A 25,880-nucleotide genomic window follows, 5' to 3' on the forward strand; every position below is an offset into this window, starting at 1 on the left:
GGGAACGGTCCAAACTAACTCCGAAATGGATGGGCGATGGCTACTGCAGCACGCTCATCGATTTCTGCCCCGGCGGTTCCTGACCCGGCGCCTCAACTACGTGGAGATCCGCCGCACCATCCTGCTCCAGGCATCAGCGCGGCAGTACACGGGGATTTCGGTGATGGGCACCTTTCTGGTGTGCGGGGCGAGTCCGGGGATGGTTTCACCGGTCCAGATGTCCACCCACTGCCCGGCGGGGAGGTAGGTGGTCCACTCTGCTTGGCCGGGTGCGGTAACGGGGTTGACGATCAGGTCATCACCCAGGAGGTACTGGTGTGCGTGCTCCCAGATGGCGGGATCGTCGGGGTGGTCGAAAAACAGCGCCCGCATCAACGGTCGAGCGGTGGCGATGGTGCGCCGCGCCTGTCCGGCCAGGTAAGGCACCAGCGCTTCCCGCAGCAGGCTGAACTGGCGGAACACCGGTAGGACCCGGTTGTCGCCGGAAGTGTCCTGGATGTGCCAGGGTGTGCGGTCCCGCAGCGGCGGGCGGTGGTGGTTGAACTCGGAGTGGTACTGCATGATCGGCATGAAAGTGGCGGCGGCAGCGGCCCGGAGGTACAGTTCGGGGTCCGGTAGCGGTCCGGAGAATCCGGCCAGATCCCAGCCCCAGTACAGGATTCCGCAGGCCGAGGCGGTCAGCCCTGCGGTGATGGAAGATCTGAAGGCCTCCCAGGTGGAGTTCTCGTCGCCGGCCCAGACAATCCCGTGGGCTTGGGTGCCGGTGAATCCGGCGCGGGAGAAGGTGACCGGCGCTTTGCCCGCTGACCGTAGGAGGTCGCCGAAGGCGCGGGCGTAGTGGACGGGGAACAGGTTGTTGCCTTCGTCGCCGCGGCGGCCGTCGGCGTACTGCAGGTCGTGGCCCCAGGCGTGTTCACCGCCGTCGGTCTTGAATCCGTCGACGTCCAAATCGGTCAGCAGGTAGCGGCGTTTTTCGGTCCACCAGTCGCGGGTCGGCTGCACGGAAAGGTCGGGCATGAGCGCTTGGGGGAACCACCAGCCGCGGTTGCGGTAGGGACGTCCGTCGGCTTCCAGGACGGCGTGGTGATTGTTGATCATCGCGTCGGCGTCGGCGCGGGCCTGGCCTTTCGGGTGGGGCCTCATCTTCTGCAGCGGGATCTGCCAGAGGATGACTTTGATGCCGCGGGTGTGGAGTTCGGCGATCATCGCGGCCGGGTCGGGCCACGCTCCGTGGTAGGTGAAATCGGATCCGATGTGGGCTTTGCCGTCACCGTTCACGGCGTAGGTGGCGTCGCGGAAGATGGTGATGCCTTCTTCATCGCTCCAGGCCTCGATGACCACCGCGCCGACGGGGATGTCGTGTTGCCGGTGGCTGTCCATCCGGGCCATCACCAGGTCCTGGGTGTTCCATTCGTTTCCGGAGGCCCAGAGCCGGAACACCCAGGCCGGTAACTCTTCCGGCCGTCCCACCTCGGTCAGGAAGGTGTTCAGCACTTCGGCGGGGGATCCGCGGTAGATCGCGACATTCAGCTGTGCCGCCTGGGTGCCGGCCAGTTCCACCTCGATGATCAACCGATCTGGATCGGAGGCCCCGACGTCGTACCAGCTGCGCCGGCTGGTGCGGACGTGGAACCCCCAGCCCGGGCCGTGGTCGGAGATGATGTGCGCGAACGGCATCGGCAGGTAGGTCCGGCCGTGGGCTCCCTGCGACTTGTACTGCTCGAACACCACCGCATCCAGGGCATGGCCACGTTGATCGAGCCGGTCGAACCGTTCACCGAACCCGACGACCCTCTCCCCTGGTTCGAGTCGCAGCGCGAAGCGGACCCGGTCGACACCGTTCACCGAGCGGCGCCAGGAGATGCTGTCGTCGATCAGCCGGTCGGTGTCGATCGACAGGGTGCTGCCCAGGGCCTGCGGTGACCACTGGACCGGTTCGATCGTGTGGCTTCGCGACTGTCGAGTGGCGCCGTGTTCGTTGACCGAGCGGAACCGGTAGCTGTACCGGACGTGGTCGCCGATGGGTGGGCTGTTCACCTGCCAGGGGTGGCCGCCCTGTTGGTCGGATTGGGCTTGGGCGGTGGCCAGATGTCCGTCTCCGCCGGTGTGTTCGGCCAGTGCGGTGGCCTCGGGCAGGTGCGGGGAAAGAGGAAGTTCGGTGGTTGTCGTGGTGCCGTCGGGGTGCTGTTCGGTCCACAGGCAGGTCACGGCGGTGACGTTGGCGGCGGCCAGGACCCCGAGGGTGACCTGCTGCCCGATTTCGGGGATGGTCGGGGTTCGCTGGTCGGGGGTCGCGGCGTAGGGGTGTTCGGAGCCGTAGGGCCGGTGCCGGATCACGGTGTCTCGTCCTCCATGGGCAGGCCCAGTTCGTGGGCCAGGATCAGGTACATGGCGTGGGACCACAGCAACGGGGTCGCCACCGTCCCCCACCGGGTGATCCACTCCTGGCGGTGCTCGGGGTGCAGCAGATGCCCGGGGACCTGTTCGGGTAGGTCACCGTTGGCCTCTGCCTGGGCTGCCGCCCATCTGAGGTACTTCCAGCCGTCGGCGACATCACCCGCGGCGACGCGGTTCCAGCCCAGCAGGCAGCTCAGCAGCAGCCACTGTCCGCCGCCGTAGAAGACGTCGGCGGCGAAGCGGTGCACCCCGCCGCCGACGTCCAGCTGTTCGGCGATCTGATCCAGCGTGCCGACGGCCAGCGGGTCATCGACGGCGACGGCGCCGAATGGCACCACGCACGCTGCGAGCGAGGCGTCCACGGCGTCAGTGCCGATCCATTTGGACAGATGTTGGCGCCCAGCGGTCGTGACGGTGGCGTCGGTCAGGATGACCTCCAGCAGGAGCGCGGCGGCCAGCTCGGCGGCGGATCGGCGCTGCTGGTCCAGGCCGGGCAGGGCCGCGGCGGCGATCAGGCCCGCGCGGACGGCGGCCAGGGTGGAGGTGTGGCGGTGTTCGGCGTGTTCTTCCCACCAGTCGTAGCAGGCATCGCCGCCGAATGCTGTGAGGTAGTCCACCGCGACGGCGATAGCCGGTAGGTAGGCCTGGACGGGCAGGTGGTGGCGCTGCAGGTGGGTGGTCAGCGCCCACAGCCACATGCCGTAGCCGTCGGTCTGGAAGTCCCACCACTGGTCGGCGCCATCACCTCCGGCTAGGGTGAACCGGGTCGGCAGCATGTCCGCGGGCGCGGGTGGGCGGCCGGCGGCCTGCCCGGCCACCAATTTCTGCACCACGGCGGCCCGGGCGGTCAGGACGCCGCTGACCCAGGTGTGGAACCGATCCGCTGAGTCCACCTGCCCCCACCGGGACATCGCCTCGACGGTGAAAGACCCGTCCCGCAGCCAGGCGTATCCGCGGTAGGCCGAAAAGGTCGGCGACGCGGGGTAGGCGCCCGAGGGATCTTGGAACTGGCCGATCACCTCCAGGCTCCGCTGCGCCAGGTGTTGGAGCTGTGCTCGTTCGGGCGCCTGGGGGGCCTGATCGGTCGGGGTCATGGATGGCATCTGGGGTGCTCACGTTCCTGGTGGATCGCCGGGCGGGCCGGCGATCCACCGATAGGACGGCGGGGCGAGGTGGTGGACGGGCTGGCGGGTTACTGGCCGATCAGGCTGGTCACCTTGGTCTGGGCGTCGGCCAGTGCCTTGTCCACCGGGCTGCGGCCGGCGGCGGCACTGGTGAGAGCGTTGTTGACGGTGTCCTGCATTTCCTGCTGGCTGGCGATCACCGGCGGCAGGATCGTCTTGTTCAACGCGTCGAACACGGCCTGCCGGTTGGTGGGCTTCCCTGCGGTCAGATACGGCGCCAGGGCAGCGTTGTCGGCGATCGGTGGCAACTCCCAGGATGCCTTGAGCCGGGTCGCCGCGGTGGTGGACGAGGCCGTGAGGAACTGCACCCACTTCTGTGCGGCGGCGGCGTTCTTGCTGGTGGCCGACACGACGGCGGCGTTGGTGAACATCGCGGAGGCTTTGGTGGTGTCACCTGGTTCGACGACGACGTCCCAGCCGAACGGGACTGCGGACAGGGCGCTGAACTCCCAGATACCGGTGTGCCATCGCCAGTTTCCCGGACTTGAACAGGTTGGTGTCGAAGTCCGCGGTGCCGGCGCCGTCGGCGACCGTGGGCATCACGGTGCCGGACTTGCCGATCAGCCAGTTCGCGGCCTTGATCCCCTGCGGCGAGGAGAACGTGGCGGCCGTTTTGGCGGCGTTGAAGAACTGGCCGCCGGTCTGGGCGAGCGCCTTGTAGAACTCGTTGTAGGTGATCGGCTGATAGTCCCCCCACACCTTCGCAGACTTGTTCGTCAGCTTAGAGCGTGTCTGGTAATTCAGCGGAGGTGCAGCACGCTGGCGGCCAGATGGACACCGCCAAGGAATGTCAGGGCGTGTTTGTCATAGCGGGTGGCGATGCCGCGCCACTGTTTCAGACGGGCGTATCCGCGTTCGACGGCGTTGCGGCGTTTGTACTCCTCGGCTTCAAATCCTGGTGGGCGGCCACCGCGTGAACCCTTCGCCTGACGATGGGCCTGCTGGTCACTGCGCTGCGGAATGGTGTAGCCGATACGTCTGCGCCGCAACTCCTTCCGAGTGGAGGGATGCGAATACGCGCGATCGGCCAGTACCCGGAACCGGCGGGCCCGAACGCCCCGCTGCTGCCGGCGGTGCAGATCCAACAACGGCACCAACTGGGGATTGTCGCCGGCCTGGCCGGGCGTCAGGATCACCGTCACAGGGCAGGCCCGCTGATCGGTCAAGGAATGGATCTTCGTCGACAGACCGCCCCGGGATCGGCCCAACGCGTGGTCAGCGGGTTCGACCGGCAAATTCTTGTCATTCGATGGTGCCCCCTGTGTCCTGCTCGACCGTCGAAACGACCTCCGAGGTGACGCTCTTGCGAGCCCCGGCCGCGTGCTGGTGCGCGCGCACCACCGTGGAATCCACCGACAGCAACTCGATGACGGCGTCACCCTCAACGTCCTGGACAAACCCAGCCCGTTTCGCGGCCACCAAGATCCGGTCATAGGTACCGTCGGTTGACCAGCGGAAATGCCGTGCCCACACCGTCTGCCAACGACCCAGCTCGGTCGGCAGATCCCGCCACGGCGAGCCCGTCCGGTAGCGCCAGCAGATCGCCTCGAGCATCTCGCGGTGATCGTTCCACGGACGGCCACGCCGACCACCGTAGGCCGGCATCAACGGCTCGACCACCGCCCAGAACTCGTCCGAGATCACTCCTATACGCGCCATAGGAAGATCATCAACGTCGAGGCGCCGATTGATTAGCAGACACGCTCTAGTCGCAGCCGCCTTTTCATCGGCCCAGGTCCAGGACGCGGTGGGCAACCCGACGCCGGCCTTGCTGAACAGGTCCTTGTTGTAGAACAGCACCACATCGGAGAACGATTCGGGCAGTCCGTACTGCTTGCCGCCGGTGGTGAACGCGTCGTACAGGGACTTGCGGTAGGTACTGGAGTCCACCCCGGACAGAGCCGCCAGCGCCCCGCTGGACTGGTAGGTCACGAAGTTCTCGTAGTTCAGCTCGAACGCATCCGAGGCGGTACCACCGGCGACCGCGGTCTGCAGTTTGGTGAAGTAGTCGGCGTAGGCGACGTTCTCGACCTTGACGGTGATCCCCGGGTTGGCCTTTTCGAAGGCCGTGACGATGGTGTCCAGGTCCTTCTCGTGGCCGCCGCTGGCGGAGAAGTTCATGTAGCTGATGGTGGTCGCGGCGACCGGCGGTGCAGCTGCGGAGCTGCTGCCGAGCAGATGGCCCTCCATCTGCTCGATGTCGGCCTTGAGTAGATGCGCGAGATGGTCCAACGCATCCGGGCGTGAGGGGTCGAAGTCGTAACGTGTTGCCGAGCCGAAGGTTCCGTCCAGGTTGACCTGGACGACGCCGACATGGTCGGCGGTGATCTTGACGCCGACGGCGGACCCGGCCGAGCGGACCAATCCCAGCAATCTGCCAGGTCGGCCGCCTTGCGAGGGCGACGTTGCCAGTTCGGTGACCAGGCCGCGGGCGATCAGGACCTTGGTCAATTGCGTGATGCTGGCCGAGCTCATCTCCAGCGTGCGAGCCAGGTCTGCCCGCGAGGTCGGTCCCCTGGTGCCCAACACCGACAGGATCGCCGACGGCATCAAGCCTCCTCGATCGATCGACCGTCCTGCGTCCACGGGAACCCCTTCGTTCGCCACTTTCTTTCGTACTTAGTAAACTACCTAGCGCTGGTTTTGGGAAGAGCCGTGACTCAACTGTGACCTGAGATTGGGGCGTCGGCTCGGCGAGATCCCCGCGGACACTGTGCTTTTGCAGCCACGTGGATTCCTATGGCCCGATTCAGGGGTGCGGAAAGGGGCTGACGCGGCGCGTCAGCCCCTTTCCGTCTTTGCCCACAGGTTAGAAACTGCCGGCGGAGGTTCTTCCAGAACCTGTGGCCGGGGTGCTGAAGGCGTTATTGCTGCCGGGTTGCCATGCGTCGGCGGTGGCAGGGTAGTTAGCTTCCTGCCGTTTGATGCATTTCCAGGTGATAGCGGTGTTAGCCGGCAGACCGCTGATCGTCCCGGTCCAGGTGGGGTAGCTGGTCGGGGAGAGCAGGACGGCGCTGGCCGGGGCCCAGGCGCCCAGTTGCGGGATGCTGCCCACGGCGTAGACCGACTGCCCGCTGGTGGTGGTGCCGTTGTTGCAGGTGAATGTCTCGGAGACCGGTGTCTGCCCGAGGGTGAACTGGAACGATTTCGCGGTGCCGACCGCGGTGGACGCCGATTTGGCGATCACCAGATTTCCGCCGGCGCTATACCAGCCGCTGGTCGCCGCGTCGAATGCGGCCTTGTTCGCCAGTTGCGTCAGCGCCGAGCCGTTCAGGGTGACGGCGGAGGCCTGGGTGGAATCGGTGACCAGTTGCACCACGTTGCTGCGGGCCGAGGGGGCACCGGCGTAGGTGCCGGAGGACGCGGCGATGTTGACCGTCTCGACCGAGCCGGACAGCTGCTGGCTGATCGGGGTGGTCCGCTGCGCCCCGGTCTGGTAGTTCACCGAGGTGCCGTCGTCCTCGGTCAGGGTGAAGTTGGAGGCGGTCGAATCGCCGTAGACCTGGGCGACCAGTTCGTTGCGGGTGCTGCCGTCGGTGCGTTGACCCTGGGCAAACCCGAACGCCCCTGCACAACTTGCTTGCTTGTTGAATTGTCAGGACCAACGAGGAGGTACGTCCCCCACGCTCATCCACAGGTCTTGATTATTCCTCAATGCCGGCGGCCTGCCACCTTGTGATCCCTTGTTCTGCGGTAGGCCGTTGATCGCTTCGCCGCGGCGATGGTGATGCTGATCCGTCTGCGCCGCAACTTTTTGCGGGTCCAGGGGTGCGAATACGCTTTATCCGCCAGCACCCTGAAACGAACACCGGAACCCGGTGGGCGCTGCCGCCGGTGCAGGTCCCACATCCGCGTCCGAGCCGTATCCGAAGACGACGCCTGCGCCATCTGGTCCGGCCTCACCGACGGCGTCGCCCCACCCACCGAATGATCCCGGCAGCCCCGGCCGGGCGGACCCCACCACCTGACCGTTCACCCCTGCACAGTGGCCCGCCGACCTCATGCACTCGACCTGCCGGTTCAGATGACCAGAGGGAGCTGCGTCCGGGGATGATCGGGTCAGGCCAGCCCGAGTTGGGTCATCATTCCCAGCTCGTCGCTACTGCCCCACCGCTCGACCATCTTGCCGCCGGCGAACCGGCTGATCTGCATTCCGCGGATCTTAACGGACTTTCCGGTCGCTCCATGGCCCTGCAACGAACCCTGGTGGGTTCCGGTGATGGTGTACGCGAACGCCACGTCATCACCGGCGGCGGTGAGGTGCTCGACCTCGATGTGCAGGTCGGGAAAGGCGGTCCTCATCTGAGTGAAGAACGCCCGAAACCCCTCGGGGCCTGGTCCCTGCGAGGGCGCCGGATCGTGGTCCACGCACTCGGGTGCGACCAGATCGTCCAGGGCGACGAGGTTCCCGCTGTTGATCGCCTCACCGAAAGCCTGCTGAGCGGCGATGTTCTCTTGAGTGGTCATGAATTTTCCTCTCGATGAAACGACGGGTGGTGCAGGTCAGGCGCTGAGGGGCCTACGGGTGAAACAGTGAACTGCTCTACCGGGTCCGGGCGCCGACGCAGATCACCGAGCCGAGTCCGTGATCGGAGAGCCACCCAGAATCCGCACGGTCGTGCGTTCTTCTTCTTTGGGGGAGTACCCAGCGCCTCCCCCACCAAACGGTGCGGCATCGCGTAACGTCGCTGCGTGCCGATGAAGCGGACAACGACCGATCAGCGTCTCCTGCGGGGCGACCGCACCCGCCGGCAGATCCTGACCCGCGCCGTCGACATCGCCTCCGCCGAAGGCCTGGCCAGCGTCTCCCTCGGGCGGCTCGCCTACGATCTGGGTCTGAGCAAGAGCGGCGTCAACGGGCACTTCGCCGGCCGTCAGGCGCTGCAACTGGCCGTGGTGTCCTTCGCGGCCCGGCTTTACGCCGACCGGGTCGGGGCACCAGCGATGGCCGCACCGGAAGGCCTACCCCGCGTGTGGGCTTTTTGTCACCGTTGGCTGGAGTTCATGCGATCCGGGGAATTGTCCGGCCGATCGTTCTTCCTCACCGCAGTCGTCGACTACGACGCGCGTCCCGGCGCAGTCCGTGACACCCTTCTTCGCTACCGGCGCCGCTGGGAAACCGTCTTCACCCAGAACTGGGAGCAAGCCCAGAATTTGGGTCACGTTCGGGCCGGCATCGACCCCCGGCAGCTGTTCCTGGAAGTGGCCGGGTTGATCACCGTCGCCACCCTGGACGCGCAACTGTGCGGCAACTTGGAACCCTTCGATTTGGCACAGCAAGGCATCCGGCAGCGGCTGCTACCGCTACTGACCGATCAGAGCACCATCAGCCAACAGCCGACCACACGAGCAACGCACTGAACTGAAGCAATCAACTCGGCGGCACTTCACAACAACTCCACTCCCGCCCGGGCCTACCGCTACCGCCTGCATCAGGCTCGGGACTCGACAGATGGACGTGAGACAGGATCTGACGACGCGCTGCCGGTCGACCAGCCCAATCCGTCAACCGACTCCGGTTGTGCCCGCCGCCGACGCGTCCACCGCCGACCGAACGGGCTTCGGCGGACCACCCCTGAGCGCTTGGCAGATAACAGTGGGACGCGCCAAGCAGTGCCCGGCCCAGAACCTCTACCGCTGCTGAGCTGGCCTGCTCGCGCGGCCATTCGCCGCCGCCACCGGACCCGATTTGCAGCTGATGCATACTCGTCCGCAGAGCGCGGACAGTTGAATTCAGCTGGACCCCTCCAGGTCTCGCTGGACCGGCCCGGCGAGGCCACCCCTATCGCCGGCCCAAGTTGGTAAAGGCCATACTGCGAGCCCGAAACCACTACGTGGTTGAGGCGCGGGCGCCGGTTCGCGGCTCGTCGTGGTCCGCCGTCAACGCCCTTGCGGATGTGACTGAAAGGATGCCACAGCGCTCAAGGTTGGCCAGACCGGGCTGCGCTGGTGAACCCGGCCAAGCCTGGCGTCCGGAGGTACCGGCAAGACCCTCCGGCCGTCAGGTTTCGGGTCCAGCCGGCTGCCGGAACAGCGGAATCCTCATGCCCTGAGTCTGCCGATCGTCGGGGCCGTTGACGCATTCCTCCGGTCCGGCCCGGGACTGACCTGAGTGCCCGTCAAGGGTTTTCGGCGCTATGAGCCCCTCTGCACACCGTAGGGCCAGAAATGCGGGCCGCGGGGCGGTCGGAACCGTATACTCAGGATGGACTTGCCTAGGCGGGTAACCGCTGCTGGCGCTGCCATGTCCGGCACCCTGGTGGGCCGTGACACCACAGGGCAGATCTTGGCTTGGCCAAACATCAATTTCGACGGTCGGTATCGGCCGCGCGATGAAGGGAGCCGGACTGTGAGCACCGAGCCGGTGGAGGACCTGGCCGAGGTGTCGGTCAGTGAGGCGCCGGTCGCGGTACAGGCCGTCCAATGGTTTTCCCAAGCGGCCCGGCAGCTGCAGGATGCAGCTGGATGGCACGACACCGTGCAGCGGATCGTGGAGTTGGCTGCCGCGCTGGTGGAGGCCGACCTGGCGGTGATCATCGCCTCGAGCCCGGCCGATGACCGTCCGCGGGTCCTAGCGGCGACAGATTTTGCTCGTGCCGATGCGATGCTGGCCGGGCAGAACACCGCTGGTGTCGTTCCCGCCCGCCAGGCGATGGCGGACCGAGCGGTCATCCATGTGCCGGATCTGACGGTTCAGGGCAGCTGGTCCAACCGGCAGGCGGGCACTCTGTCCGTGCCGCTGCGTTGTGTGTTGGCGTTTCCGTTGCTCATCGATGATCAGCCGTTGGCTTCCCTGGGCCTGTATGCGCAGCAGCCGGGTGCTTTCAGCGACGAGGTGGTGGAGTTGGCGGCCTCGTTCGCCGAGCACGCCGCGATCGCCTTCAACGCCGCCGCCCTGGCCGAGAAGATCACCAACCTGACGGTGGCGCTGGAGCACGCCCGGGACATCGGCGCCGCGGTCGGCATCATCATGGGGCTGCTGCACATCACCCAGAGCGAGGCGTTCGACCGGTTACGGGTCGCCAGCCAACACCGCAATGTCAAGCTCTACGAAGTGGCCTTGGTCACGGTGCATACCGGTGAGGTTCCCGGGTGAGCGCCGGGCCACATCGGGTGTGGCCGCGCCGGGCCATGGGTACTGAGGCCCTCAGGTGAGAGATTCATTCGAAGGCATCCCACACCCAGGTCCGGGCGGTTGAAACAACAGCTGCCCGGACCGCTCCTCGACACCGACGGCACGGACTGTGCGTGATCAACACCGGGGCTCGCATCATCGTTCCCGGCTTCGATCTGACTCCCTCGGTGAGTCCGGCAGCGTAGTCAGATTATGGCCGCCCCGCACATCTCGTTGCGTTCGTGGATTCAGTTGCGGTGGACGTCGCCGGGATGTGCTCCCCGGTGGCGGCGCCCATCGACAGACCCTTGAGAAGCGCCGGGTTTATGGTCATACCCCGATAGCAAGGTGAGCCTGGCCGCGATCGCCGCGCCCGCGGCCCGGCGGCGGCGGCGTGCTGGCCGGCCGGTTCCGCGTGAGTACCGTTGCCGGGATGACGTTAAATCATGTGAGACGCGGAAGCGGAAACCCACTGTTGCTCGTGCACGGTCTGGGCGGCGGGTGGCGATCGTGGGCGCCGATCCTGGACGAGCTGGCCGAACATCGGGAGGTCATCGCTGTCGACCTGCCGGGTTTCGGTGAGACGCCACCCTTGGCCGGCGAGGTGTCGATCGCCACCCTGACCGACTCGGTTGCGGACTTCATCGCTGAACAGGGGCTGGACGGTGTCAGCACCGTCGGCCAGTCAATGGGCGGCCGCATCGTGCTCGAACTCGCCAGGCGGGGCGTTGGCGGCGACACCGTAGCGTTGGACCCGGGCGGTTTCTGGAGCGACCGTGAGCTCCTAATTTTCGGCGCGACGCTCCGGCCGTCGATTGCTCTGGTCCGACTTCTGCGACGCGGGCTGCCCATGCTGCTGGGAAGCGCAATTGGAAGGACCGTTTTGCTGGCGCAGTTGTCGGCGCGACCCTGGGCGCTCTCGCTGAAGACGGTGCTGCCGGACGTGCGCGGGCTGGCCGAGTCCCCAGCGACCGGCGCCGCCCTGGACGCCCTGACCAAAGGGCCCAAGCAGCAGGGCGCCCCGGCAGGCACACCGCCCGGCCGGGTGACAATAGGTTGGGGGCGCCGGGACCGGGTCACGGTGCCCAGGCAGGCCGCGCGGGCGACGGCGCTGTTCCCGGATGCTGTGCTGCACTGGTTCGATCGGTGCGGTCACTTTCCACAGTGGGACGCACCACACAAGGCCGCACGACTGATCCTGGACAGCACCCACTGAGATTGGTCGTTCCACCCAACCGACCACCGCTGGTCGTGGGCGAAGTCCACTATGCGGCAGGCGATTGTCCATCGACTGCCTCCAGCGTGCACCGAGACGGGGACGAAATACCGGCAGGCATCCGCCCTCGGTATCGCCCCGTTGGGCAACCGTGACCGGTCAGCGATGCTGCTTGACGTTCGCGACTGTCTAGAGATCTAGATGGAGACGAAGTGCGTCGTCGATTTCGGCCAACAAGGATGCCTGCAGCAGACCCAGAGATGGCCCCACCCGCTCGACCGCGACGGAACGGACCTGTTCGGCCTGCGCCTTGGACGCCACGCGCAGACCGACAGCGTCGGCGGGAATCAGCACCTGGAACGGAAACACCCGCGCGGTGTTACTGGTCAGGGGCACCACGGTGACCACGCCACGACCCAGCCTCTGAGCGACGGAATTAGCCCGATCGTTGCTCACCACCACCGCGGGCCGCTGCTTGTTGGCCTCACTGCCCCTGACCGGATCCAAATCGACCAGCCGAATCTCGCCGCGACGCATCAGGACAACCCGTCGGATGCCGTCGTCTCCCACATCTCACGCTCACCTGACCGGTCCCAGTCCTCCCAGGCCGCCGCATAGTCGTCTTCCAGACTGGACCGGCGCAACAATCGAATGGCCTGGTGCAAAGCCGCTGATCGAGATCCCAATCCTGCCCTACGGGCGTGCTCATCCAGCACGGCCACATCGTCGTCAGGCAGGCTGACGCTCAGTTTCATACCCCAATGCTACCCGAGTAGCACTGCCTGTGCCGCCCTAGCCGGGAGTGCAATGCACAAGCCAAACCTTGCGCGACAACACTGCGGGTGAGCGGCGTATGTCGGGGTCCCGGCGTCCCGTAACCCTGTCCGGTGACAATTCCCGCAGGGGTACCTCCTACGAAACACCCTCGCACCCGGTCTGCTCAGTACTCCACGGCCATCGTTGCCGATGGTCGACCGACCACGCCCATCACGGAAGCAGCGGCGTCGGACTGAGGCCACCGCACCGTTCGCCGAACCGCGACAACCGGCACACTACCCGCCGATACCGTCGGTCCGCCCAAGGCGGGCGAGATCGTCGGCTGCGGGGACGCACAGCTCGAGCGATGCGCCGTCGCGCTCCCCCGCGAGCGGGCTGACAACCTCCCCGATTGAGGCAACGGTTGGTGCTCGGGTGACCCCTCGGGCCCCTCCGTCACGTGACGTTCGTGCTGGTGAGGCCCCCGATGGCCCCGGACCGCCTGTCTGACGCTCCCCCCTTGCTTGGCAGATAATGTTTGATTATCTGCTAAGTCGATTGCGCAGCCAGCTCCTCGACGGCGACCGAACCAAGTCAGGGCGAGACAGTCGGCGACGCGCGTAGGTTCTCTTCATCCTTGTCACTCAATCGAACCCTTGTACCGGGTAGCTGCTTGAGTAAAGTTCAGAACGGGACGTCCACTGCTGCAACAGGATTGCGCAGTTCAGCGAGCGGGTGTGGGTCTGTGTTCACGGCCTGCTGCAACAGTCGGTAGAACAAAAGCCCGCGACTCTTCGAGGTGCGTCGGTTGAACCGGAATGTGTATTCGTCCAGGTAGTAGGCCAGGTGCTCCTGGGAGACCGCGTAATGCAGGGTGCCGGTCAGCCAGCGTTTGAGCAGCGAGGCGACCATGTGGACGCCGGGGAGGTTGATGTGGGCGGGCTCGGCGCTGTCGGTCCCGACGAACGCGACGTGCTCGTAGCCGGCCGCGGTCAGCTTCTTCAGGTAGTTGGCGCCATCGGTTCTGACCGTTGATCCTTTGGCGATGACGCGGTCGGCGAAGCCGAGCATGCTGACCGATCGGGCTGTCTCGGCCAGCTCGATGCGGACCCTGCCCAGCTTGCGGCCGGGGATCGATTCCACTGCGATCATCGCCGCGGTGTGGTCCTTCACGCCGCCTGCGCGGCCGCGAGGCTCGTTGCCGATGAACACTTCATCTAACTCCACCACACCGGAGAGCAACTCCCGCTCGGGGCGGACCATCGCCCGGCGTAGCTTCTGCAGCCACGCCCACGCTGTTTCGTAGGATCCGAAACCCAGCACCCGCTGCAGACCTTGCGCGGACATCCCGTTCTTCTGCGAGGTGATGAACCAGATCGCCGCGAACCACGTCGACAGCGGCGTCCGGAGCCGGTGGAAGATCGTGCCGGCGGTCACCGACGTCTGCCGGCCACACCTGGTGCACATCCATTTCGCCTTCGCCGTACGCCAACCGCCGGGCGCCCCGCACACCGGACACACAAACCCCTGGGGCCACCGCAGACGCTCCAGATACGCCAGACACGACGAGTCATCCGGGAACCACTCCAGCAACTCCTGAAAGGTCCGGGGGTAATCGACACCACCGACCGGGTAGGCACACACTGGCTCTGACATGGCCAAATACAACTTGACTCAAGCAGCTACCCAGTACCCTTGTTCGGTATGGTGGGCCGATAGATCGATACGCGAACGAAGAGATCCCGGAGAGTGTGCCGGTGAAGCTGCCGCACCCGAGCTACGCGGTGATCGCTCGGCTCGTGTTGCTGGATGGCGCCGAGGAGTGGCGGCCGGCACGGGCGGTTCGGTGGAATCCGACGCACGTCATGGTCAAGCTGCAGGACAAGGGCGTGGAGCCGGAGTATGTCTGGCTGCGCTGTAAGGATGTCCAGCGCGTCTCCTGCCGGCCGCCCCTCCTACTGTTGCGTTTGGGTCCGCACTCGACCGCAGGGCCGTCATCAGCTGCGGACCAGCGGTCTATGGGTGCCTAGGGACGAAGTGGACCAATCCCAGCTGACCCCGGCCGCTGAACCCAAGTTGATCTTGCAGCTGCGGCTGGGATTCCAATCTGGACACCTGGAGGCAAAACTGTCCAGATCGAACGACCTCTTATATGCTCCGACGTGGGGCGAGTCGGGCTCGAACCGACGACCTGACGGATTATGAGTCCGTTGCTCTGACCAACTGAGCTACCGCCCCGTCCGGAACCCTACCTGCCCCAAGGCGGATGTCCTTGCACGAACCGAACGGGCGCCCACGTTCGGACTGACCGGCACCACCGTCGGAGTGCGCTCACCGGATCGGGCACGACCAGAGCCACACCGAACACCCACCGGACAGCTCGTCGACCGGGCGGTCGACGAGGTCTGCTGTGTCGATTGCCCGTCCACGCCCGGGGATCGCGTCGTCGTGGCTGGACTGCCGACGCACCCATCTCTGCCGGGGACAACGGCCACGGTAAACGAGGTCGGCCACGGTGATCGCGTCCGGCGCGACCGGTGACTGCGGCAGCAGTCCCACCCGGGAGCTGTCCGACAGGGTGTCGAGCAGTGACCGAGCGTTCGGGCCCCTGTGTCGCATCCAGACGGGCCGCACATTTCGTCATGGATTCATTCCGTCCCAGGCCGTGCACCGCTTCACTCGTCCCCCGTCCACCCGTCACGGCGCACCTGTTGTCATCACGGCGCAGCTGCCGTCGTCACCGAGCACCGCCCGGATCACACCCAGCAGGTGCGGCGCGGCAACAACCGGTGCGGCGCGGCAACAACAGGCGCGGCGCGGCAACAACAGGTGCGGCGTGGCAACAACAGGTGCGGCGTGGCAGCAACAGGTGCAGCGTCGCTGCGAGGGGCGTCGGTTGCCCACCCGGTCCCCGATCAGCCCCGGGCCGGCGCACCCCCGCCGGTTCGAACCATCCGGTTTCGTGGGCTATTCTGGTTCAGCACTCGCCACAACCGGGAGTGCCGGTCCTCCGTAGCTCAATTGGCAGAGCATCCGACTGTTAATCGGACGGTTACTGGTTCGAGTCCAGTCGGGGGAGCGTGTATTACAGTAGGTCAGAGGCGGTCTCGGGCATCAGCCCGAAGGTCGCCACTGTCATTTCCGGGGCCGATGTCAACTAGATGTCAACTAGCAAATTCCGAGGGCCCTTGACAGTGCCTCTCCTGCCACATCGGTGCCCCCTGGGAGGCTGTGGCCGTACACACTCAGAGTCACGGCCGGGTTGGCGTGTCCGAGGACGGCCGCGACGATACCGGGGCTGATACCGGCGCCCAGCATGAAGCTGGCGACGCCATGTCGCAGGTCGTGCAGGCGGATGACGCGCACCCCTGCGGCCTTGCACAGCCTCGTGAAGCGATCGGAGACGTGGTCAGGCTTCACCGGGTTGCCGTCCGGCATGGTGAAGACATAGCCGGAGTCGGTCCAGGCGCTCCCCCACGCCAGGCGTTCCTCAAGCTGTCGCCGGCGGTGGGCCCGCAGGACGGCCACCAGACTGGGGTCCAGCGGGACCCGTCGCTGGCCCGCAGCCGTTTTCGGGGTCGAGGTCTGGATGGAAGTACCCCCGACGACGATCCGTGTCTCCAGGACGAACAGGTGGCCCGCGTCGAGGTCAACCCGGTCCCACTTCAGCCCGCAGATCTCTCCCCGGCGCATCCCGCGGGCGGCACCGAGTAGGTACAGGGCCGCGAGCCGGTCCACCGTCACGTAGGAAATGAACTTGGCGGCATCTTCACGCGACCAGATGTTGTCGACGATCGTCTTGGGCGCCGCGGGGATGGTGGCAGCGGCCGCCGGGTTCCGACGGACGAGATTCACGCCGTGAGGATCAGCGGCCCACTTGCACGCCAGTCGCAACACGACGCCGGCCAGTTGCACCGACCTGGGAGACAGCGGGCCACCCTTTTTGCTGCCCGTCTTGCCGAGCTCCGTCATCCAGGCGTTGACGGCCGACGTCGTCAGCGCGTCGACGCGCACGGCACCCATTTTCGGAAAGATCCACGCCTCAGCAGTGTTGCGGTACCCGGCGAGGGTGCTTGCCCGCTTCCCGGCCAGTGCTCTCTCTTCAAGCCACTGTTCGACGACGTTGCGAACGGTCAGCTTTGCGTCCGGGCCCTGCGCGGCGTCGGTGCCGTTCTTGCCGATCTGCTCGTTGACGTAGAGCTGAGCTTCCTTCTGGATGCGGAAGCCACCCTTGGAGCGCTGGATGCGCCTGCCCTCGACGGCCGGGTCCGGGAACGACCAGATGGCAGTGAACGTCTCGCCGCGCTTCCGCACAGACCCGGCGCCCGCCTTGGCCCTTGTCTTGGTCTTCGCCTCCGTGGTCGTCATGACGGCCGCTGGTAGAGGAAAGCCTCGACCTCGTCAGCGGTTGCCCCGTACTTACCGCCGAGGACCGCGTCGCCGGCCTCGTTTCGGAGCCAGATCCTGCCGAAGTCTAGGGCGTCTGGATCCCGCCGCGCTGACTTCTGAAATCTGAGCCCCTGTCGGGACGCTTTGCGCCGCAACGTGATTTCGTGCTTCTCTGCCACTTTCATCCTCCCGGTCTCCGGTGTGTTGCTAGGAATGACGCTATACCGTTGCCGACCAAAGCGCAACCCGAAGTGTCACCAGACAGGATACCTGGCCAGGTTGGACAGGGAATCTGTCCTCTTAGTCCGTACGGGTGAATCTTTTGCGAGCCTTGACACTGAGATTGGCGGGTATGTATCCACCTTCTCCAATCAGAAGGTTGACGTCATGTCGCATCCCTTTCGTGCTTAATGTCCCCCAACGGGCTCATTTAGATACGCATACACACAGCATGCTATGCCGCGGCGCGGACCCGTTCTTGGACACCAAACCCCCTGGCTGGAGGGCAATCTCGGCTTGAGGACCGAGGCCGACGTGTGGTCTAGTAGCACTGTCGCCACGATGAACGTGGAACGTTATACCACAGAGGGGGTCGACACATGGCATTCACGTCGCCATCGGGCCGAGAAGCAGTGAACCGTTCTTGGGAGAACACATCGAACCGGACGGCCAGAACCGCGCACGCACGGTTCGGTCTGACGGCACGCTTCGCCCGCATCGCCGATCCCGACGGTGTTTTGCCGGCCGAGGAACTTGCGGCGAAGGTGAAGGGGCTTCGCCGAGCGCACTTCGCCAAACTCGGTCGGAAGTCAGCCGAAGCACGCCGAGAACGCGAAGCCAAGGCGGCAAGCGACGCAGCAGCATTGGCAGCCATTCTCGGCGCACCTAGCGTTGACGCTACTGCCGCAGCCGCGGTCGCAGCCCTGGTCGACGCCTCGTGAACGAAACGGAAGCCGCAGTCGAACGCCTGAGCCGCGGTCACTACCGGCCCGAAGACCGCCACCTGCTGCCCCTGGCCGTGTCCGCCGCAGTAGCAGCCGGCGCCTGCGGCGTATCCGTCAACGGCTGGTGGAACTTGATTCGTGTCGAACGTTGTCCGCTGCCGGTGCTGCGAATCGGCAGGTCCATCCGTCACCGCACCTCTGATTTGCTCGGCTATCTGATCGGCGAATCTGAGGGTGCGGCGTGAGTCGAGCTGGCGGAGATGCTCGACGCCACGCACGACGCTCCGAACGAGCAGCCGAAGGCCGCCACATCCGCAACAGCACCGGTCACAGACCGGCGACAAAACAACCCATTCCCCACAGCAGCCCACCGCCGATGCAATACGAGATCGGCCGGCTACTCACACCCGAACCCGACAGGAACCCACGTGCCTGATACGAATCAGGATGACCGCCCGTGTCACCGGACGGCCAATCCCACTTCCACTACCGACACCCCTGACTCTACACCATCGGAACAGCTACGGCGCAGGCGTTTTGCCGCATCACGATCCGAACCCCTCTCTGACGGAACACGGGATCCATGGGCCGCTGGCTATACCCGTCGACCGTCCACATTCGGGTTGACCGAGGACGAGGTGCGGGCCGTAGCCTTGCAGCATCTCGCCGACGGCTGGCCAATGTCCGACATTCTGCAGGTATTCGACATCAGGATTCGACACACCTGCGCGTGCCCCGGCTGTAGAGCAAAATCAGCGTGACAGAAACCAGAGTCGCGGATGCGGCGCGCTTCGACGAAATCGTTCAGAATGAGTTCTGGTCCGCACGGTCCGAGCTGGCCCACATCAAGGCCTTTGCGCATGCCCGGATGTGCTCTCCATGGGCGGTCCTCGCCGTCGTCCTGACGCGAATCGCCTGCACCGTTCCCCCGAATGTCGTGCTCCCACCGATCGTCGGTGGAGATGGCGGCCTCAATTTGTTCGCCGGTCTGGTCGGTCCCTCTGGATCCGGTAAGTCCGGTGCCATCAACGCCGCCCGGGACGCGGTGGTCACCGAAGGGTTTCCGACAGTGCCCCTGGGCTCAGGGGAAGGCATCTCGCGGTCCTACGCCTACCGAAGCACCAAGACTCAACAACTTGTCTGGCTCGAACGATCAGTCCTATTCACCGCTACCGAGGTAGATGCCCTGTCTGCCCTCGACGGCCGGCAGGGCGCAACCCTCGGCGCGCAAATGCGAGAGATGTTCAACGGCGGGGAGTTGGGATTCGGCTACGCCAGCGTAGAGAAACGGGTCATCCTCCCCGAGCACAGCTACCGCGCCGGAGTCATCGTCGGAATCCAGCCGGGCAGAGCCGCAGTCCTCCTCGACGGTGAAGCCGGCGGAATGCCCCAACGGTTCCTTTTCATGCCCAGCACCGATCCCACCATCCCCAGATACCCGGACCCAGCACCGACAATCTGGACGCCACCGCGGATGCACTGGGCCGCACCCCGGAACAACCCATTTCCTGAAGGTGAAGCAGACACTGGCAGAGCCGTCGGACCGCGCGAGGAACTGTGGGTCGACCCGCTCATCGTCGACGGAATCCAGAAAGCCGCACACCAACGAGCCACAGGCATAGGCCAACCCCTCGACGGACACGCCCTCCTCGTGCGCCTCAAGGTCGCCGCAGCACTGAGCGTCCTCGCCGGCCGCAAAATGATCCGAGATCACGACTGGGACCTCGCAGGAACAGTCATGGCCGTATCCGACACAACCCGGTTGGCGATGCAGGCACAGCTCGAAAACGCCAGGACAGCCATCAGCGAGCGACTCGGCACCGCCGAAGGCATCCGCCGCGCCACCGCCGACGAAGTCAGCGCACTCCACACCGAAGTGCGGATCGCCGGCGCCATCACCAAAAAACTTCAGACCCCGCCAGCCCCCGGGATGCTCTGGTCCCGCTCAGCTCTCCGCAAAACGTTCGCCTACCGAGACCGCGACACCTTCGACACCGTCCTCACCGACATGTTCAACAGCCCACAGGACCTCACCAACGCCCAGATGGCCGCAGCCACCCGGATCGCATCATGAGGGGGACAAAGGGGACACAAATGTCCACCCTCCCTCGCGTGTCACACGAAAAGGCATTGATGTCCGTTTTATACAGATATCAACCCATTTCGAGCCACCAAATCAATCCCCGGCGGGGGTGGACAAACCCGTCCCCTTGTCCCCCGTTGTCCCCCATGTCCCCACAGGAGAGTGGCGTGGCTGGTCGTCAATCGCAGCACCGGTTGATCGGGGTGTTTTCCCGGTTCGGTGGGTGTTGTGACGCCGCGAGGATCGGTAGACCGTCCGATTATCAATCGGATAGCGGCTGTGTCTCCGCAGCTCAGTGTATGCGTGTCAACTCATTGTCAACCCGCTTCCGTCCGGTTGTGGGCCTTTCTCATCACCTTGGAGTTACCTCTTGTCCCCCATGTTCCGTTCCGCTTCGATCCCGGTTGTCGGCGTTCCTGTCGCCAACCTCGACCGCATCACGCTCCCCGACTCCGCCACACTCGTCCCTGAGGTCGAGGAGGTCACCAGCAAGGTCGCCGCGCTGCGTGACCAGCCACCGGCCGACATCGCCGACGAACTGGTTGCTGACGCCGAACGTCGGGCAGGTCTGCGCCTGCTGATGGAAGCCCGCGACACGGCCAGCAGCACCGCCGCCGCCCTGTACGGGTCGCTGTTCAGTCAGATTCCCGGCCCTGACCAGATCACCGCCGCAGCCAACGCTGAGGCGCAGTCGGCGGCTCTGACGCACCTCGTCGACCGCGCCGCCACATCACACATCCCCACAGACCGCTGGTCCGCCGATGTCAAGCAATACGTCGCCACCACCGCCGGCCGCATCAACGGTCTCCCACCGCTACCGCTGTCGAAGTTCGAGATCGCACTCGATCAGTACCGCGAAGCCCTGCGCCGCAACCTGCCGAACCTCACCCCGCCCCGGTCCACCGACGCCGACCTCGCCGCCGAGCAGGCATCCGCCGCCTACGTCGCAGCCCGGGCCGCCCACGCCAACGTCCCCGGCCTCATCGCATCATCGGTCTACGACGTCCAGCAGGGCCACCGTCACGCCCTCGACGTCCTCACCTTCGCCGACGGCGTCCTCCACGACTCCCTGCCGCCGATACTCGCCCAGCATGCCGCAGCGGTCGAACTGATCGCCGCAGCCGATGCGTCCCGCCTCGAGCGAGGTCTGGGATGACCCAACCGTTCCACCATTCCCTCCTGTCCAAAGCCGCCACACCCGCACCCGGAGCCACCATGCCCACCAGCAACACCCCGCCCGTAGCACTGACCGACATGCTCACCCAGGTCAAAGATTCCATCGCCCAGTTCGGTGCCCTCTGGGATCAGTGGCAGACCGGTGATGGCCCCGCCACCCCGGACCAGACAACGATCGGAGATGACCCGGCCACCGACGGCGAGGTCGTGAAGGCTCGTCGCCGAGGTATCGGTGTCACCGATGCACGTTGGGCGGCGATGCTCCGCCGCGTCAGCCCCGGCGTCGCCTCGGAGATCCGGTCGGTCGTCATCACCAAGTCCCTCGCCCTGGCGACCAATGCCGGCATCGCGCCGTCGGAAGCAGTGGACATCATCAAGAGGATCGCGTGTGACACGCAGCCTCGCCGCTCGGTGCAGGGTCAGTCCCTCAATGCTGCCGCTGAGGCTGTGGCGCGCCAGTGGGCGCGGCAGGGCCGCTGATGGCCCGCCCGTGCTCGGTGTGTTCGCATCCCGACCTCGCCGCCATCGACCGGGCGCTGGTGAATGGTGACCCGTATCGGGAAATAGCGAAACGGGATCCACCCGTTTCGGTATCCGCTATTCAGCGTCACAGGGTGGATCACCTTTCACCTAGTTTGCGGGTGTTGTCTGCAGTTGCGGAGCACGAATCGGGACGGTCGTTGCTGGAGCAACTCTCCAACCTGAACGACCGAGTCTTGAAGATCCTCGACGATGCAGCGACGACCAGTAAGCCGAGCATCGCCCTGGCAGCCATTCGGGAGGCCCGCGCGCTGATCCAGTTGAGTGCTCGACTGACGGGCGAGCTGGACGAGCGCCCGCAGACGATGGTCATCAATTTGGCGTCGACCAACGAGTGGACGGAGGCCCGCACCGCGATCGTTCGAGCATTGCAGCCGTTCCCGGACGCGCGGAACGCGGTCATGCGAGCTTTGGGTGGCGGTGAGATTGATGTCATCGAATCCGCGTAACGCGCTGCTGTCATCGCTGCTCGGTCATCTGGACCCGGTGTCGCTGTGCCAGGCGGTAGGTATGACCCCGGACCCGTGGCAACGCACGGTGCTCCGGTCTGATGCTCCGAGGATCCTGCTGTGCTGCTCTCGGCAGATCGGGAAGTCGACGGTCGCCGGCATCAAAGCCGTCCACACCGCAGTGCATCAGCCGAATTCGTTGACATTGGTGATCGCACCGTCTCAGCGTCAGGCGATGTTGCTGTTCCGGTCGATTCTGGTGGTGTATAGGAAGTTCGGCAGGCCGGTCGCAGCAGAGGCCGAGAACGCGATGAGCTTGACGCTTGAGAACGGCTCGCGGATCGTCGCGTTACCGGCCGATCAGCGGACCATCCGCGGGTTCGCCGCGGTAGATCTCATCCTGATCGACGAGGCATCCCAGGTCGACGACGACCTGTACGAGGCGATCCGGCCGATGCTCGCAGTTTCCGGCGGCCAGTTGCTGGTGATGTCCACACCGTTCGGCCGTCGGGGCTGGTTTTACCGCGCTACGACGGCCACAGATGACGCCTGGCAACGTTTCGTGGTCCCGGCCACCCAATGCCCCCGGATTTCCCCAGAATTCCTGCTGCGGGAACGGGCGGACCTCGGAGAGCACCGATTCCGGGAGGAGTACATGGCCGAATTCAGCGACTCATCCGGCTCGGTGTTCTCCGGTGCCGACCTGGCCATGATCTTGTCCGACCTCCCCACGTTCGATCTCCAGAAACGGCTCGCATCATGAGTGGCAACGGATCCACCGCCCGCGTGGTCGGCATCGACCTCGGCAAACAGTCGGATTTCACGGCTATCTCGATTTTGGACAAGATCCCGACCGACGACGGGGGAAGTGAAGTTCACGTCCAGTACCTTCGCCGGCTCCGTGGCGTCTCCTACACCGCGGTCGTCGAGGAGATCGCGCAGATGGCGGAGTGGCCGGCGTTGGACGGTTGCCCGTTCATCGTCGACGCAACAGGTCTGGGCCGGCCGGTGTTCGACATGCTCGCCCAACGGGTACGCCGGGTCGAAGCGTTGACGATCAGCAGCGGCAACATCGTCGTCAAACACGGACCCCGCGAATACTCCGTCCCCAAGGCTGATCTGGTGGGGGCGATGCAGGTTTTGGTCGCCGGGCACCGCATCAAGGTCGGCACCCACATCCCCGACGCCGTCGCGTTCATCCAGGAGCTGACCGACTTCGGTTACGAAACGTCCGACGCAGGGAGGACGTCGTTCAACGCCACCGGCGCCGGCCACGACGACCTAGTCCTGTCCGTGGCTCTGGCCGCTTGGAAGTTGCAGCACGGCGGCCGGACGGGCCAGATCTGGATGGAAGCATTCCGGATCCGCCAGGAGACTCTCCACCTCGATCACCGCGGAACTCTTCGAACCTGATCCCCGTCCAACGCCCCCCGCTGAACGCGGTCGGCCCCGACCTGCAGGAGACGGCACCGCGACCCCAAGACACCGTCAGCGCCCGCCCGCCACCTTGCGGGGCCTAGGACCCCATCCACAAGGGGGCGGTGTGCCGCCGTGAGGGCCATGAGTCATGATCCGTCCGTGAATCGTTCATCTGCCTGGGAGCGCCGTACGGAATGGCCGCTGGTACTGGTTGCGCTGCTGTTCCTGCTGGCCTATGCGATCCCGATACTGGACTGTCAAGTCCAACCGGTGGTGCGATCCGTGTGTTCAGCCGTCCTAGCGGTTACATGGGCTGTGTTCGTCCTGGACTTCCTCATCCGGGTATGGCTCGCTGACCACCGGGGTTGGTACGTCCTCCGGCATATTCCAGATTTGCTAGTCCTGGCTGTTCCTGTGCTCCGGCCCCTGCGACTGCTCCGCCTTCTGGTGGCGGTCAGGGTGCTCAACCGTCAAGCCGGAAGTTCGTTGCGCGGGCGAGTCGCCCTGTACGTCGGCGGCGCGGCGGCCACGGTCATCTTCTGTTCCGCTCTGGCGGTTCTGGACGCGGAACGGGGCCATGTTGGAGCAAATATCGGCTCGTTCGGTGATGCCGTGTGGTGGGCGGTAAGCACCGTAACGACTGTCGGATATGGCGATCGCTATCCCGTAACCGGCGAGGGGCGGTTCGTGGCGGTGGGGCTGATGCTCGCCGGAATAGCCCTCATCGGGGTGGTGACAGCATCTTTTGCGACCTGGCTGATCGATCGAGTACGCGAGGTGGACGCCGAGGCGACAGCCGCGACAGCCGACGACGTCCACCAACTAAGAATCGAGATAGCAGCGCTGCGAAAGCAGATACAGGACAGCGCAGGCAACCGACCCGAGTGGGCTCGGGACGGCCAGACCAACGCCGCCGTCGCGCAATACGGTGCCCTCAACGGCGACCTGGATTGATCAGTAATACTTCTCGCCCGTTTTCGACATGGCCACCCCGCCTGTGCCAACGTCATGCCGCGACCCTCTCAAGGGCGGGGTTGTCGCGACACGTTACGATCCGTGCATGACCGTGTGCAATCTGCGACGAACCGGAGTGGCTCTCCATGCTCAAGAGATCTGACAATGTAACGGTCGAGCGAAATCCTCCGCTGGATGCTCGAAGAAGTGCTGTGACTGCTGGTGTCCTGGGCTTCGCCGTCGGTCCCTTCGGCCTGTTCTACGTCCGAAGGTGGGCGGGCGCGGGCGCCCTGGCTGGGTTTGTCATAGTTCTTATCTTGACGGGTCCACTGCCCCCGGGGCTGGCTTTTACCATCCGGCTTCTGCTCTGGTGTAGCAATGCTGCCTTAGGCTACTGGCTGGTAGGCGTCACGAACGCGCCGCCCCCAGAAAATATTGCCGTGGGCCTGGGCATCCAAATCGGGCGCCAGAGGTACACGACGACAAATTTATTCACCGCGTCCGACTTTGCCACCTTTCTCGCTCGATCTGCATCAGTCCCGATACCCGTAATCGCAATCGAAAACCGCGCCTATTGGTTGTACGGCGGCCGCTTCTACTGGGAAGATTCGGGTCTGGGTGCCCAAGCAATTTATGCGCTCTTGAAAGTGCGACAGATGCGCGAAAAACGCCAAATCGACAATGCCTTACAGACGGTCGCCGCTGGTACGCTACCCAATGCCGCTGCCCGGCCAGGTATCCCAGCCGACATGAAGCAGGCCGTGTGGGCAAGAGATCGTGGCGCTTGCGCCCACTGCGGCGCAGGGACTGCCCTAGAATTTGACCACGTCATACCCCTCTCTCGCGGGGGGGCAACCACTGTCAACAACCTTCAGATTCTGTGCCAACCTTGCAATAGTCGCAAGAGCAACCACATTGAATGATGAAAACTGGACCACGTACGCCGCGGTCGCGCCCTGCCCAGTGGCGCAGCATCATCCAATACGTCCCGGTCCAAAGACGTCCCGCGTTGCCGATGTGTTCGTGTGAGCAAGTTGGGCCGTTCAATGCGTCGGCGAAGACCACCGGGCAACGGACACGGTGTGGTAAAGCGATCCGATTAGCACCTCCCGGATCCTGCGCGGTGAACCAGTGGCGTACTCGGCCCGGACGGTGTGTTCAAGGCAGCATCATCGCCCAAGGGATTCCGTGGAGTCGAAGTCTTTGTAGATGTCGGCGCCGAGCTTGTCATCCTGGGCTGGTGCCGAACCCCATTTGCC

General features: G+C 65.2%; 24 protein-coding genes, 2 tRNA genes and 1 pseudogene. 14 read left to right on the forward strand and 13 right to left on the reverse strand.

The window, feature by feature from the left end:
- Positions 1-96: 96 nt before the first annotated feature.
- The 8 genes and pseudogenes from H7F38_RS19770 to H7F38_RS19810 form a co-directional block, all read right to left on the reverse strand.
- A complete protein-coding gene (locus H7F38_RS19770; RefSeq protein ID WP_187091419.1) occupies positions 97-2,337 on the reverse strand; it encodes a TIM-barrel domain-containing protein in 2,241 nt (746 codons plus the stop codon).
- The gene (locus H7F38_RS19775) at positions 2,334-3,491 is read right to left on the reverse strand and encodes a glycoside hydrolase family 15 protein (protein WP_187091420.1); all 1,158 of its coding nucleotides are present in this window, start codon (positions 3,489-3,491) and stop codon (positions 2,334-2,336) included. Before H7F38_RS19775 ends, H7F38_RS19770 begins: the two co-directional genes overlap by 4 nt.
- A 98-nt stretch (positions 3,492-3,589) precedes the next feature.
- Positions 3,590-3,952 carry a hypothetical protein gene (locus tag H7F38_RS19780; RefSeq protein ID WP_187091421.1) on the reverse strand — a complete coding sequence of 121 codons (363 nt, stop codon included), beginning with the start codon at positions 3,950-3,952 and terminating at the stop codon, positions 3,590-3,592.
- Between the two features lie 19 nt (positions 3,953-3,971).
- Positions 3,972-4,280, reverse strand: coding sequence for a hypothetical protein (locus H7F38_RS19785; protein ID WP_187091422.1), 309 nt, complete (start codon positions 4,278-4,280; stop codon positions 3,972-3,974).
- 41 nt (positions 4,281-4,321) lie between these two features.
- A protein-coding gene (locus tag H7F38_RS19790) for an IS5 family transposase (RefSeq protein ID WP_370531391.1) occupies positions 4,322-5,240 on the reverse strand; the annotation gives its coding sequence in 2 pieces (ribosomal slippage) (positions 4,322-4,888 and positions 4,890-5,240; 918 coding nt in all).
- A 108-nt stretch (positions 5,241-5,348) separates the two neighbouring features.
- Positions 5,349-6,131: pseudogene (locus H7F38_RS25685) on the reverse strand (extracellular solute-binding protein); the annotation flags it as partial.
- A 259-nt stretch (positions 6,132-6,390) separates the two neighbouring features.
- Positions 6,391-7,095, reverse strand: coding sequence for a carbohydrate-binding module family 20 domain-containing protein (locus tag H7F38_RS19805; protein ID WP_187094835.1), 705 nt, complete (start codon positions 7,093-7,095; stop codon positions 6,391-6,393).
- A 545-nt stretch (positions 7,096-7,640) separates the two neighbouring features.
- Positions 7,641-8,048 carry an ester cyclase gene (locus H7F38_RS19810; protein WP_187091423.1) on the reverse strand — a complete coding sequence of 136 codons (408 nt, stop codon included), beginning with the start codon at positions 8,046-8,048 and terminating at the stop codon, positions 7,641-7,643.
- A gap of 231 nt (positions 8,049-8,279) precedes the next feature.
- Between H7F38_RS19810 and H7F38_RS19815 the strand changes: the two genes are divergently transcribed.
- From H7F38_RS19815 to H7F38_RS19825, 3 genes are all read left to right on the forward strand, one after another.
- Positions 8,280-8,942 (forward strand): TetR/AcrR family transcriptional regulator, encoded by a 663-nt coding sequence (locus H7F38_RS19815; protein ID WP_187091424.1) that lies wholly within the window; start codon positions 8,280-8,282, stop codon positions 8,940-8,942.
- An 883-nt stretch (positions 8,943-9,825) separates the two neighbouring features.
- Positions 9,826-10,677: a GAF and ANTAR domain-containing protein gene (locus H7F38_RS19820; protein ID WP_187091425.1), complete on the forward strand. Its 852-nt coding sequence runs from the start codon at positions 9,826-9,828 to the stop codon at positions 10,675-10,677.
- 451 nt (positions 10,678-11,128) lie between these two features.
- Entirely contained in the window at positions 11,129-11,911 is a 783-nt protein-coding gene (locus tag H7F38_RS19825) for an alpha/beta fold hydrolase (RefSeq protein WP_187091426.1), read from the forward strand.
- Between the two features lie 189 nt (positions 11,912-12,100).
- Here H7F38_RS19825 and H7F38_RS19830 read toward each other — a convergent pair whose 3' ends face one another.
- The 4 genes from H7F38_RS19830 to H7F38_RS19845 all read right to left on the reverse strand — a co-directional run bounded on the left by H7F38_RS19830 (position 12,101) and on the right by H7F38_RS19845 (position 14,905).
- Complete coding sequence (locus H7F38_RS19830; RefSeq protein WP_187094836.1) at positions 12,101-12,451, reverse strand: type II toxin-antitoxin system PemK/MazF family toxin; 351 nt, start codon at positions 12,449-12,451, stop codon at positions 12,101-12,103.
- Complete coding sequence (locus tag H7F38_RS26750) at positions 12,448-12,666, reverse strand: ribbon-helix-helix domain-containing protein (protein ID WP_090480857.1); 219 nt, start codon at positions 12,664-12,666, stop codon at positions 12,448-12,450. The genes H7F38_RS19830 and H7F38_RS26750 overlap by 4 nt, the downstream gene beginning before the upstream one ends.
- A gap of 685 nt (positions 12,667-13,351) precedes the next feature.
- Positions 13,352-14,323: an IS1595 family transposase gene (locus H7F38_RS19840; RefSeq protein WP_187091427.1), complete on the reverse strand. Its 972-nt coding sequence runs from the start codon at positions 14,321-14,323 to the stop codon at positions 13,352-13,354.
- Between the two features lie 507 nt (positions 14,324-14,830).
- Positions 14,831-14,905 (reverse strand) — tRNA-Ile (locus H7F38_RS19845).
- A 768-nt stretch (positions 14,906-15,673) separates the two neighbouring features.
- On the opposite strand from H7F38_RS19845, the gene H7F38_RS19850 reads away from it, so the two are divergent.
- A tRNA-Asn gene (locus H7F38_RS19850) sits at positions 15,674-15,746 on the forward strand.
- 89 nt (positions 15,747-15,835) lie between these two features.
- On the opposite strand, the gene H7F38_RS19855 is transcribed toward H7F38_RS19850, so the two are convergent.
- Entirely contained in the window at positions 15,836-17,035 is a 1,200-nt protein-coding gene (locus H7F38_RS19855; RefSeq protein WP_187091428.1) for a tyrosine-type recombinase/integrase, read from the reverse strand.
- Positions 17,036-17,655: 620 nt separating this feature from the next.
- Between H7F38_RS19855 and H7F38_RS19860 the strand changes: the two genes are divergently transcribed.
- From H7F38_RS19860 to H7F38_RS26755, 10 genes are all read left to right on the forward strand, one after another.
- A complete protein-coding gene (locus tag H7F38_RS19860) occupies positions 17,656-17,997 on the forward strand; it encodes a hypothetical protein (RefSeq protein WP_187091429.1) in 342 nt (113 codons plus the stop codon).
- Positions 17,994-18,245 (forward strand): hypothetical protein, encoded by a 252-nt coding sequence (locus H7F38_RS19865; protein WP_187091430.1) that lies wholly within the window; start codon positions 17,994-17,996, stop codon positions 18,243-18,245. Before H7F38_RS19860 ends, H7F38_RS19865 begins: the two co-directional genes overlap by 4 nt.
- Before the next feature lie 512 nt (positions 18,246-18,757).
- Entirely contained in the window at positions 18,758-20,074 is a 1,317-nt protein-coding gene (locus H7F38_RS19870) for a hypothetical protein (RefSeq protein WP_187091431.1), read from the forward strand.
- Positions 20,075-20,453: 379 nt separating this feature from the next.
- Positions 20,454-21,239 (forward strand): hypothetical protein, encoded by a 786-nt coding sequence (locus H7F38_RS19875; protein ID WP_187091432.1) that lies wholly within the window; start codon positions 20,454-20,456, stop codon positions 21,237-21,239.
- The gene (locus tag H7F38_RS19880) at positions 21,236-21,739 is read left to right on the forward strand and encodes a hypothetical protein (protein WP_187091433.1); all 504 of its coding nucleotides are present in this window, start codon (positions 21,236-21,238) and stop codon (positions 21,737-21,739) included. Before H7F38_RS19875 ends, H7F38_RS19880 begins: the two co-directional genes overlap by 4 nt.
- Complete coding sequence (locus H7F38_RS19885; RefSeq protein WP_187091434.1) at positions 21,718-22,248, forward strand: hypothetical protein; 531 nt, start codon at positions 21,718-21,720, stop codon at positions 22,246-22,248. Before H7F38_RS19880 ends, H7F38_RS19885 begins: the two co-directional genes overlap by 22 nt.
- Positions 22,229-23,011 carry a phage terminase large subunit gene (locus tag H7F38_RS19890; RefSeq protein WP_222618196.1) on the forward strand — a complete coding sequence of 261 codons (783 nt, stop codon included), beginning with the start codon at positions 22,229-22,231 and terminating at the stop codon, positions 23,009-23,011. Before H7F38_RS19885 ends, H7F38_RS19890 begins: the two co-directional genes overlap by 20 nt.
- A complete protein-coding gene (locus tag H7F38_RS19895; RefSeq protein ID WP_187091435.1) occupies positions 23,008-23,661 on the forward strand; it encodes a hypothetical protein in 654 nt (217 codons plus the stop codon). Before H7F38_RS19890 ends, H7F38_RS19895 begins: the two co-directional genes overlap by 4 nt.
- A gap of 165 nt (positions 23,662-23,826) precedes the next feature.
- The gene (locus H7F38_RS19900; RefSeq protein ID WP_222618197.1) at positions 23,827-24,621 is read left to right on the forward strand and encodes a potassium channel family protein; all 795 of its coding nucleotides are present in this window, start codon (positions 23,827-23,829) and stop codon (positions 24,619-24,621) included.
- Between the two features lie 749 nt (positions 24,622-25,370).
- Positions 25,371-25,544 (forward strand): HNH endonuclease, encoded by a 174-nt coding sequence (locus H7F38_RS26755; RefSeq protein ID WP_370531392.1) that lies wholly within the window; start codon positions 25,371-25,373, stop codon positions 25,542-25,544.
- The last annotated feature ends 336 nt before the right edge of the window (positions 25,545-25,880 follow it).

Origin of the sequence: Nakamurella sp. PAMC28650, from assembly GCF_014303395.1 — a bacterium.
Classification (GTDB): Bacteria; Actinomycetota; Actinomycetes; order Mycobacteriales; family Nakamurellaceae; genus Nakamurella.

Coding starts and splice junctions, on each gene's coding strand:
- H7F38_RS19775 (WP_187091420.1), bottom strand. CDS start 3,491: ATGACCCCGACCGATCAGGCCCCCCAGGCGCCCGAACGAGCACAGCTC.
- H7F38_RS19780 (WP_187091421.1), bottom strand. CDS start 3,952: ATGTTCACCAACGCCGCCGTCGTGTCGGCCACCAGCAAGAACGCCGCC.
- H7F38_RS19810 (WP_187091423.1), bottom strand. CDS start 8,048: ATGACCACTCAAGAGAACATCGCCGCTCAGCAGGCTTTCGGTGAGGCG.
- H7F38_RS19815 (WP_187091424.1), top strand. CDS start 8,280: ATGAAGCGGACAACGACCGATCAGCGTCTCCTGCGGGGCGACCGCACC.
- H7F38_RS19820 (WP_187091425.1), top strand. CDS start 9,826: ATGTCCGGCACCCTGGTGGGCCGTGACACCACAGGGCAGATCTTGGCT.
- H7F38_RS19825 (WP_187091426.1), top strand. CDS start 11,129: ATGACGTTAAATCATGTGAGACGCGGAAGCGGAAACCCACTGTTGCTC.
- H7F38_RS26750 (WP_090480857.1), bottom strand. CDS start 12,666: ATGAAACTGAGCGTCAGCCTGCCTGACGACGATGTGGCCGTGCTGGAT.
- H7F38_RS19840 (WP_187091427.1), bottom strand. CDS start 14,323: ATGTCAGAGCCAGTGTGTGCCTACCCGGTCGGTGGTGTCGATTACCCC.
- H7F38_RS19855 (WP_187091428.1), bottom strand. CDS start 17,035: ATGACGACCACGGAGGCGAAGACCAAGACAAGGGCCAAGGCGGGCGCC.
- H7F38_RS19860 (WP_187091429.1), top strand. CDS start 17,656: ATGGCATTCACGTCGCCATCGGGCCGAGAAGCAGTGAACCGTTCTTGG.
- H7F38_RS19880 (WP_187091433.1), top strand. CDS start 21,236: ATGACCCAACCGTTCCACCATTCCCTCCTGTCCAAAGCCGCCACACCC.
- H7F38_RS19890 (WP_222618196.1), top strand. CDS start 22,229: ATGTCATCGAATCCGCGTAACGCGCTGCTGTCATCGCTGCTCGGTCAT.
- H7F38_RS19895 (WP_187091435.1), top strand. CDS start 23,008: ATGAGTGGCAACGGATCCACCGCCCGCGTGGTCGGCATCGACCTCGGC.
- H7F38_RS26755 (WP_370531392.1), top strand. CDS start 25,371: ATGAAGCAGGCCGTGTGGGCAAGAGATCGTGGCGCTTGCGCCCACTGC.